Here is an 8,873-nt window from a genome sequence, read left to right on the forward strand (position 1 = left end):
GTTGTCGACCACGTTCCGGCGCATGGCGGTCACCGAGCCCGGCGGGCCTCTGCGCCCCGTCGACGAGGCGCTCGCCGATCCCGAGCCCGGCTGGGTGCGCGTGCGGGTGGCCGCGAGTGGAGTATGCGGAGCAGATCTAGGCACCGTGAGCGCTTCCGAGCCCGCCGGTGGTTTCCCGATCACCCCGGGACACGAGATCGCCGGCGTGATCGATGCGGTCGGCGAGCTCACCCCCAGCTGGGAACTGGGCGATCGAGTCGCCGTCGGCTGGTCCGGCGGCAGCTGCGGCCACTGCGGCGCCTGTCGTACCGGCGACCAGGTGCACTGCCGGCAACGCCGGATCCCGGGACTGTCCTATCCGGGAGGATGGGCCCAGACGGTCACCGTTCCCGTGGAAGCGCTCGCCCGCATCCCGGACGGACTGAGCCTGGCCGATGCGGCACCGATGGGATGTGCCGGCGTGACCACGTTCGCCGCGATCCGCGAGGCCGGCCTGCCGCCCGGCTCACGGGTCGCCGTGTACGGCCTCGGCGGCCTGGGCCATCTCGCCGTACAGTTCGCCGCCCGCATGGGACACGAGGTCGTCGCGATCGCCCGCGGCACCGCCCGGGAGCAGGACGCGGCGGCCTTCGGCGCCCGCCACTACATCGACGCCGCCACCCAGGACGCGGGCCAGCGGCTGGCCGAACTCGGCGGCGCCGACCTCATCCTGTGCACGGCTCCCACCTCCGAGCCGATCAGCGCCCTGCTCGACGGTCTGCGCCTGCGCGGACGGCTCACCCTGATCGGTGTCGACGGCGGAGCCATCCGCCTGCCGGTCGCGCGGCTGGTGATGAACGCGCAGATCGTCACCGGCCACCTCACCGGCAACCCCGCCGACATCGAGGACACCATGCGCTTCGCTGTCGCCAACGACGTCCGGCCGCGACTGCAACGCCTGCCGCTCGAACAAGCCGACCTGGCGGTGCGCCGGTTGCGTGAAGGACAAGCCCGGTACCGGCTGCTGCTGGAGCCCTGACCCGCTGGGCGCGGTCGGGATGCTCCCGGGCTCGAAAGAGCTTCAGGGGTGCCCCGGTGTGAAGGAGCTGACGTGAACAACGATCCCATCGAAACCTTGACCAAGCCCTCTGGCGCAGCCTGCCCCTCCATCTTTGACGAGGTCGTCGACCGTCGCCGGTCGAACTCGATGAAGTCGGTCCACGCGCACGCGCTGCTGTCTGCCGATGAGGCACCGGCCGATCCGCTGCCTCATCGGGAGGCGGGCCCGGACTTCAAGACGCCACCGGCGGTACGCGGCGCGTTGCACGAGGCGGTCGAGCACAGGGTGTTCGGCTATCCCTGCGGCGCCTACTGCGTGCTGGCCCACGAGGCCGTGCGGGAACTGACCACCCGTGACCGCAACGCGGCGCGCCTGGCTAAGGGCATCCTGGAGTGGAACCTGGCCGAACTGCCGGTGGCGGTATGACCAAGCAGATCTCCGGCGAACCAGCATACGGGGCGCCGGTCGTACTGGATGGCGGCGAGCGCCACTGCGTTCAGCTGCTGATCGAGCTGAGACATCTGCTCACCGGCCTGGATGCGGGCACCGTGGTGCACGTGATCGCCGCCGACCCGGCCGCGCCGGTCGATCTGCCCGCCTGGTGTCACTTGACCGGTCATGTCTACCTCGGCCCCACCGACGCGTATACGCCCCGCACGGCCTACGCCATCACCGTGGCCGCCCGCGCCCGCTCCACCGTCCCCGATCATCCATGGCACCGCACCTGACAGTGCACCACCAGGCGTGCGGCGACGCGCCGCTCCTCCCACCGGGCCGGGCACGCAACATGGTGCGTGCCGGGCACAGTGTCCGGGATGCGAACGCATACCGGGCCGCAGCCAAGCCGGTCCGCGCCAGGCCGAAGCGGCCCTCATTTCCAGGCGCCCGACCTGGAAAGCCGCTCAGTCATGGGCCGCCGAGCCCGCATCCCGGCACCGCAGGCGCTCACGGCGTGCGGAACCCCCGGAAGGTCACGGGCGTGCGGGTCTCGAAGCCGAGCCGCTCATACAGGGCGATCGCGCCAGTATTCGCCTCGGCCACGTGCAGGAAGGGACGTTCGCCTCGCGCCGCGATCCGTGCGACGAGCGCGCTGACCAGGCGGGCGGCGTGACCTTGCCCGCGTGCCTCGGGTGCGGTGCAAACGGCGCTGATCTCGGTCCATCCCAGCGGCCGAAGCCGCTCGCCGGCCATCGCCACCAGCGTGCCGTTGTCGCGGACGCCCAGATAGGTACCCAGTTCGAAGGTGCGCGACCAAAACGGTCCCGTTGGGTCCGCGCGACCAAATCGAGCATCTCGGGCACGCTGTCGGCGCCCAGTTCGACCGCACCGATGCCATTTGGGGCCTGGCAGTGAGCGGGTCGGCTGCCGCTTGACCAGATCATCTGTCGGCCTTCGATGACGAAGACCGGCTCCCGGTCCGCCGGCGGGGCCGCAGCACGGCGAGGGCGGCCACCATGGCGAGGCGTCAGGCAGCCATCGCCGCATAGAAAAGTCTCCACGGTTTCAGGGGATTGCCAGGATAAAGAACAAGCTCAGGCTGGCGTGGCGTCGAGATACCCTGCCGCTTGGGTGAGGAAGAGGTCGGCATAGCGGCCCTGGGCACGCATGAGTTGGGTGTGTGTACCGTGCTCGATGACGCGGCCGGAATCGAGCACGTAGATGCGGTCGGCGCTGCGGACGCTGGAGAAGCGGTGAGAGATGAGTAGGACGGTGCGGCCAGCGAAGAGATGACGGATGTGGGCAAAGAGGTCGGCCTCGGCTTGGGGGTCCAGGGCGGCGGTGGGCTCGTCGAGGATGACGAAGGGGGCATCGCGGTAGAAGGCGCGGGCGATGGCGAGTTTCTGCCACTGGCCACCGGAAAGGTCGGTGCCATCGGTGAATTCGCGACCGAGGACGGTGTGGTAGCCGTCGGGGAGGCTCTCCAAGAGGGTGGCGACACCAGCGGATTCGGCAGCGTGTCTGATGCGGCTGTGGTGGAGTTGGTCGTCGACGCGACCGAAAGCGATGTTGTCGTGGGCGGTGAGCTTATAGCGGACGAAGTCCTGAAACACCACGGCGCAGCCGTGACGCAGTCGGTGCAGGTCGGTGGCAGCGCGGCCGTCGCGGAGCAGTGTTCCGCCAGTGGGCGCGTACAGGCCGGCGAGAAGCTTCGCAAGGGTGGTCTTCCCGGAGCCGTTGGCTCCGACGAGAGCGATGATCTCGCCTTGGCGGAGTGAGATATCGATACCGTAGAGCGTGGGGCGGTCGGCGCCGGGGTACGTGAAGGTCAGATCGCGCGCACGCAGCGTCTTGAATGGGCGTACAGGTTCGGCGAGTCCGGGAAGTGGCTCGACGGCTGCGGCTGCGAAATTGTGCAGGTCTTTGAGGAAGTACAGGGACTGGCCCACGTCGTTGAGCATCTGACTGGCCATTCCCATGCGGCTCGACAGCAACCAGAGTCCGGCCAGGCCTGTGGAGGCGGCGGCCAGGGACACCATGCCGGCGTTTACCAACGCCCAGACGGAGGCGATGACACCGGCGATCAGGGCGCTGGACAAGAGTTTGGCGCGGATCTCGCGTCCCGCGTAAGTGCGGATCAGGCGGGCCATGCCGTTCAGCTCTTGGGCGTATTCGCTGTCCCAGCGGGTGTGGAGGGTGGCGCCGAGGTTCAGGGCCCGGATCTCCTTGGCCTCGTCCCGGCAGGTGAGCAGCTGCTCCAAATACTGGCGGCGGCGGTGGTTCTCGGCCAGGGAGTGCTGCATTGTGTACACGGCGTTGCGTCGGTCCTTGGCGGCCTTGAACAGCGGCAACGCGCTGAGGGTCGCCAGGGGGAGCAACCACCAGGCGATGGTGACGAACAAGCCCGCTATGGCCAGCACGGTCAGCGCCGCCTGCAGCATCGCGACCAGCATCATGACCACCTTGGCCGGCTCGCGCCGCGAGGCGTGTACCGCGCGCTGTAACCGGTCGTGGAAGTCCGGGTCTTCGAATTCCAACAGCTCGGTGTGGGCGGCGGTACGTAACACCAGTGAGATAACGTGCCGATCCACCCGATCGGTGAGGATCTGCTGCCGCATCCCACTGAGCGTCTGCAGGATGCCACCCGCCGCACCGAGGGCGACCAGCACCATCAACCCGGACACCAGCCTCCATAGGTCGATTCCGGCGCCGTCCCCGTCGGCGAGGGTCATCACGTCATCCACCATGCCCCGCAACAACAGCAACGCACCGGCCAGGCCGACTGCGGTGGTCAGTTGAAGCCCCACCACGGTGAGGACACCGCGCCGGTCCGCCGCCCAGGACATGCGTACGGCGTGTACCGCCGCCCCGCACATGTCGCGGACGGTGAGCCTGGGTGTCACCGGGTCCACCGATCGATCCAGTTGCGGTGCTCGGTGCTGAGGAACGCGGTGTGTTCGGCGTAGTAGAACGCGTGGCCTGCGCCGGGGAGGAGGAGTAGGCGGGCGGTGCCGCCATTGGCAACGATGGCTTTGTAGAGTTCGACGGATTGTTCGGGGGCGGTGGCGGGGTTGGTGTCGTTGGTGCCGTGGGCCAACAGCACCGGCCGATCCAGCTTGTGGGCGAACTCCAGGGCGCTGAAGGCTCGGTAGATGTCCGGAGCTTGCCACAAGTGGCGTTTCTCGTGCTGCCAGCCGGTCGGGGTGAGGGTGCGGTTGTAGCAGCCGCTGTGCACGATCGCTCCACGCAGCTCAGGGATATGGGCGAGGGCATACAGGGCGAGGGTGGCGCTGAAGCTGTGTCCACCCACCAGCATCGGACCGTCCACGGTGGCCATTGCGGCGCGCACCGTGTCGATGATCTGCGGGTGCAGGGATTCCACTGTGGCATCGGCCGGCCAGTGCAGCGGCAGGTCCAGGTTCGCGACCGCGTGTCCGGTATCCGGCAGGGAGGGCGCCGTTGCCGGGTCTCCAGGGCGGGCATCGCGCAGCCACAACACTGCTGCCGGCTCTCCCTGGTGGCACGTGAGCGTGGCCTGGTGGTACCCGGTATCGATACTGATCCCCGTCGGGTGGGTGGGTTCGGGGACCGGTGTCGCCTCCCCTGGCGCCGGCTCGTGCGGAGCCTCCGCCACCGGACGTGGCGAGCCGGAGCCGTCCACCGATACGGTCAGGCTGGACCAGGACAGCCCGCCCTCGGAGGTGGGGTCATCCTCGGCGTACTCCAGATAGAGCTCGCCGTCCAAGGCGGCCAGACGCCGTACCACCAGTGGGTCGGTCAGTTCGATCGCCTGGCCGGTAACCGGATCCAGCGCCGCGGGCCGGGCAGCGACGAGAGCGGCGAGTTCGGGCAGGGTAGGCAGGAACTTCACGTACATCGGACCCGTCGCCTCCAGTGCCACCGGATTTCCGTGCGTCAGCGGGGTTTTTGCCGCTGGGGGCGACGGGAGGAGCAGGACGAGGCGGTCGTCCACCCAGGCATGGGGGGGCCATGCGTGGGAGGTCGCGGCCCGCATCTGGTCGAACACCGTGACAGTCTGGGTGGCGTAGTCGGCCACCCACGGGTGGGCGTGCCGGTCCCGCACCACCAGCCCTGCGACGAGGGGCCGTTCGGGGTGCCAGGCCAGTTGTGCGGGCAGCACGTCGGTGAGGGGTAGGGTCCAACCCGGCGACGTGCTGTGTGTGTGGATCTCGATGAGGGTCGCCCATGCCCGGTCTACTGCGAGCCCGGCCAGGTCCGGGTCCACCTGCAGTTCGCGCCAGTACGTGACGGCGGGATTTGCCTGCGAGATCGAGGATTGGGTCGGGGCGGTCAGCCGCGCCCACGCGCCGTTCGGTGAGCTGTCCCTCCAGCTGTTAAGCATGTGCGGTAACCACGATCGAGTTGATCAAAGCCTTGACTGGGCCGATTCCGGAGACCGGTCCGCCGACGGGTCTGCCGACGGCGTCGAGGCCCTGCGCGCAGGGCACACCCATCTCCGCCATCGCTCCGGGGGCTGCATCATCGGGTCCGAGCACGGTTTCGGCGACCGCGCCGCGGCGGGCCGGTTCCATACCTGCCACAAGCTTCTTCAGTGCCCGGCAGGATGGGCAGGACTCGGAGGTGTAGAGCTGTACGCTGTACACCGCACCGGTGCGTTCCACGATCTGTTTTTCCTTTGCTGCTTCGATCACGCGGGCACGGCGGTCCACCGCGAAGACCACACCCGTGATCAGGACGGTTGCTGCTACCGCGAACCCGACGCGCAACGCCGTCTGGGCGCCGGGGCCCATCAGTAAAGCGATGACTGCCAGCAGCGCGCCGGCGGCGTTCATGAGGACGTGGATGCGACCTACCGAGGCCAGCCGCGCCAGCCCGAAGCAGGCGCACTTCTGGCCGCGCAGCGCTTGGGCTACGCTGGTCAGCGCCAGGTAGGCCACCAGGCCACCCACTGCGGCAAGGCGGCCAGGCACCACGATGAGCAGCACCGCGCCGACCAGCTCGGCGGCGGCGATCAGCCGCGGACCGTGAGGCGCCGCCAGGGGACCGCTGCGGATCGGCCAGGACAGTTTCTCGGTCGGCGCCGCCAGCTTCGCCACACCGGAGACGACGAGGGGACCGGCCAGGACCGCCACCAGCAGATCAGCCAGCATCACTCAGCACCACCCAACCGGCCGCGATCAGGACCTGGGCCAACTGTCCTTCCGGTACGCCGCCAGCCAGCAGTTCATCGATCGCCACTGTTTGCGGCTCATCGCACTCGGCGATCGCCAGATTCACGCCGTTCACCAGAACCGCGCCGCCGTACGGCAACCGGGTCAGGGTTACCTGGGGCGCCAGTTTCACCGTGCTCATGCTTGACCTCGCATCCAGTGGTCGGTCCACACCAACCGCAGCAGGGCCAGGGCGTGCTCGCTCATCTGCCGAGGGTCGCGCAGTGCCGCGACGACCTGCTCGGCCTCGATCAGGCCTGCCTTCGCCAAGGGGGAGTCAGCGACATACGCCGCCAGCTTGTCCCGCTGTGCATACAGATGTTCCGCGGCGGCCAGGCGTAGCCAGTAACCGGGCGCCGCCCGCCGTACGCCGGTGACACCGTGCGCGTCGATCGCCTGCCACAGCGGCAGGTTGTTCCGGAACACGCCCCGCTCGATCCGGCCGATGTCGTCGGCTGAAAGGGCGGCCACCGCGGCGAGGACCTGCGAGTCGAGGGCCGGCAGCAGTGCGCCGGCCCCCCCGCGCTCGGCCAAAGCGGCGTCGGCCCTGCCCAACACCGGCGGGAGGGACTTAATGTGTTCTTCCCACAGCGGAAGGCACAACTGTCGCGCGATGCCGTATTCCTCCTGGCCTGCTTCGGTCAGACCAGGCACGAAGTTCGTTCCCGCCGGCACCGGTGGCGGCTGAGCGCCGGGCTGCTGCTCCTCTGGTGGGCCCTCCACACCGGCCATGGGCGCATACACGGTCTGTCCCTCCAGGAGCCTGCGCGCCTCGGCCAATGTGGGCAGGGTTCCGGCCACGTGGAACGGCTCGCATTCGAGAAGCTTCTCGTCGCTGATTTCGGCTTCGGGCAACCGGATCGAGACCAGGTCCTCCAGCAGTGCCCCGGTTGCCAGCGGCAGCTCCACCGCCGCGGACAACTTCGCCACGAGGCGGCGGCGCCCCTCCACCTCCGGCGTCGGGGGTCGTGGTGCCTCGGTGGCAATCGGGTGATGGTCCAGCAACTCTGAGACATCCATCGGCACCCGTCGCAGCTCCAGGCCGGGTATCTCGGGCACCGGCAAGTGCGCGAAGGCCGCGCCCAGATCCGCGTGCACCAGTACCGGCCGCTTACCTGTCCGGTACGCCGCCACTGCCAGGAACGCCGAGGAAAGTCCACCGCTGTAGGCGATCCCGAACTCGCCATCCGGTAGCGCCGCACCGACCACGTCGATCAGATCTCTCCCGGGGCTAGGCAATCGTGGCGCCTGCCGCTCTACCCGCACCCCAGCGGCGTCCACCCGCACCACCGTGCCGACCGTCAGCCGTTGAACCCCGGGCACACCCAGCGCGTCATCCGGCGCCGGTACGTTGCCGTGCACCAAGGCGAGCAGATCCCACGCCTGCGGACCGGGAACCGCTGCGCCACCGGCAAAAGCGGCCAGGTCTTCGCCCCACTCCAACCCCGAAGGGTCGATCCGGTAATACACCGGCAGCGTCGACGGCAGCTCTAGTGCCAATTCAAACGAATCCTTCGAATTGGCGATTCGCAGCTCGGGAACCATCGTCCCCGGACCACTCGACCGCACCCCACGCTTGGTTATCTCAACTCGGTTCATGCCCGATACACCTCTAGATGTGTCTCCTTGACAGGAAGGGATGTACTCACCACTTCGCCGTCACATTCCACCCAGGCGTAGAATCCTGCCGGTGGCATCGCCGGCACCGCTTCCCGGCCTAGGTGGAACGAAGCCGGGAAACCCAACCCGCGCAGCCCTGCCGTCACATACAGCGCGTCCTCCACCGGATTCAAGAACCCAATACTGTTGCGCTGTTCCACCCGCAACGAGGCCACAACGTCGTCGACCCGCCGCGCCGGGCGACCCGGTATCACCTGTGGCCATGATTCGATCCGGTACACCCCCACGCCGTCCCGTACCGACTCCAGAAATTCACGCGCTTCCATCGCCGCCGTCCTCACCATTACTGAAACCCCTTCCCTTGCGTTCATGTCCAGTTTTGGAGTCGCAGCGCAGGCAGCCCAATCCTTCCAGGCGGGCAGCATTGGTGTGCAGTTCATCCTCGATTGCGCCGGGGGGGGGCGCGGGGGGATAGGGCCCCCCCCGGGGGGTATTAAATGGTGGGGGGCGCCCGCCCCCCACAGAGGAAGAGCACCACACAGAAAAAAACAAACACAAAACACAATAACTAAAATACCTTGATG

Annotated in this window: 10 protein-coding genes; 3 read left to right on the forward strand and 7 right to left on the reverse strand. The window is 68.2% G+C overall.

All coding sequences use genetic code 11. The features are described 5' to 3' along the window. From ACWDS7_RS43905 to ACWDS7_RS43915, 3 genes are all read left to right on the forward strand, one after another. The coding region (locus ACWDS7_RS43905) for an alcohol dehydrogenase catalytic domain-containing protein (protein WP_451934126.1) at positions 1 to 1,018 on the forward strand (1,018 nt) is incomplete at its 5' end. Between the two features lie 72 nt (positions 1,019 to 1,090). Then, positions 1,091 to 1,465 (forward strand): hypothetical protein, encoded by a 375-nt coding sequence (locus ACWDS7_RS43910; RefSeq protein ID WP_451934127.1) that lies wholly within the window; start codon positions 1,091 to 1,093, stop codon positions 1,463 to 1,465. Beyond that, positions 1,462 to 1,767 carry a sulfurtransferase TusA family protein gene (locus tag ACWDS7_RS43915; RefSeq protein WP_451934128.1) on the forward strand — a complete coding sequence of 102 codons (306 nt, stop codon included), beginning with the start codon at positions 1,462 to 1,464 and terminating at the stop codon, positions 1,765 to 1,767. Before ACWDS7_RS43910 ends, ACWDS7_RS43915 begins: the two co-directional genes overlap by 4 nt. Positions 1,768 to 1,984: 217 nt before the next feature. On the opposite strand, the gene ACWDS7_RS43920 is transcribed toward ACWDS7_RS43915, so the two are convergent. The 7 genes from ACWDS7_RS43920 to ACWDS7_RS43950 are packed head-to-tail and all read right to left on the reverse strand — an operon-like array spanning position 1,985 to position 8,615. Next, complete coding sequence (locus ACWDS7_RS43920; protein WP_451934129.1) at positions 1,985 to 2,524, reverse strand: GNAT family N-acetyltransferase; 540 nt, start codon at positions 2,522 to 2,524, stop codon at positions 1,985 to 1,987. Positions 2,525 to 2,571: 47 nt separating this feature from the next. Then, a complete protein-coding gene (locus ACWDS7_RS43925; RefSeq protein ID WP_451934130.1) occupies positions 2,572 to 4,389 on the reverse strand; it encodes an ABC transporter ATP-binding protein in 1,818 nt (605 codons plus the stop codon). Further along, positions 4,377 to 5,840 carry an alpha/beta hydrolase family protein gene (locus ACWDS7_RS43930; RefSeq protein WP_451934131.1) on the reverse strand — a complete coding sequence of 488 codons (1,464 nt, stop codon included), beginning with the start codon at positions 5,838 to 5,840 and terminating at the stop codon, positions 4,377 to 4,379. Before ACWDS7_RS43930 ends, ACWDS7_RS43925 begins: the two co-directional genes overlap by 13 nt. Continuing rightward, complete coding sequence (locus ACWDS7_RS43935) at positions 5,833 to 6,609, reverse strand: hypothetical protein (protein WP_451934132.1); 777 nt, start codon at positions 6,607 to 6,609, stop codon at positions 5,833 to 5,835. Before ACWDS7_RS43935 ends, ACWDS7_RS43930 begins: the two co-directional genes overlap by 8 nt. Next, a complete protein-coding gene (gene adfB / locus ACWDS7_RS43940; protein ID WP_451934133.1) occupies positions 6,599 to 6,811 on the reverse strand; it encodes an actinodefensin-associated protein B in 213 nt (70 codons plus the stop codon). The genes ACWDS7_RS43935 and adfB overlap by 11 nt, the downstream gene beginning before the upstream one ends. Next, complete coding sequence (locus tag ACWDS7_RS43945) at positions 6,808 to 8,268, reverse strand: hypothetical protein (protein WP_451934134.1); 1,461 nt, start codon at positions 8,266 to 8,268, stop codon at positions 6,808 to 6,810. Before ACWDS7_RS43945 ends, adfB begins: the two co-directional genes overlap by 4 nt. Next, positions 8,265 to 8,615 carry a hypothetical protein gene (locus ACWDS7_RS43950; RefSeq protein ID WP_451934135.1) on the reverse strand — a complete coding sequence of 117 codons (351 nt, stop codon included), beginning with the start codon at positions 8,613 to 8,615 and terminating at the stop codon, positions 8,265 to 8,267. The genes ACWDS7_RS43945 and ACWDS7_RS43950 overlap by 4 nt, the downstream gene beginning before the upstream one ends. Positions 8,616 to 8,873: the final 258 nt, after the last annotated feature.

Source organism: Streptosporangium sp. NPDC003464, from assembly GCF_053588315.1.

Bases quoted from the DNA above. Each gene is read 5' to 3' on its own strand.
- ACWDS7_RS43920 (WP_451934129.1), bottom strand. From the start codon at position 2,524: ATGCGGCGATGGCTGCCTGACGCCTCGCCATGGTGGCCGCCCTCGCCG.
- ACWDS7_RS43930 (WP_451934131.1), bottom strand. From the start codon at position 5,840: ATGCTTAACAGCTGGAGGGACAGCTCACCGAACGGCGCGTGGGCGCGG.
- ACWDS7_RS43915 (WP_451934128.1), top strand. From the start codon at position 1,462: ATGACCAAGCAGATCTCCGGCGAACCAGCATACGGGGCGCCGGTCGTA.
- ACWDS7_RS43950 (WP_451934135.1), bottom strand. From the start codon at position 8,615: ATGGAAGCGCGTGAATTTCTGGAGTCGGTACGGGACGGCGTGGGGGTG.
- ACWDS7_RS43945 (WP_451934134.1), bottom strand. From the start codon at position 8,268: ATGAACCGAGTTGAGATAACCAAGCGTGGGGTGCGGTCGAGTGGTCCG.
- ACWDS7_RS43935 (WP_451934132.1), bottom strand. From the start codon at position 6,609: ATGCTGGCTGATCTGCTGGTGGCGGTCCTGGCCGGTCCCCTCGTCGTC.
- adfB (WP_451934133.1), bottom strand. From the start codon at position 6,811: ATGAGCACGGTGAAACTGGCGCCCCAGGTAACCCTGACCCGGTTGCCG.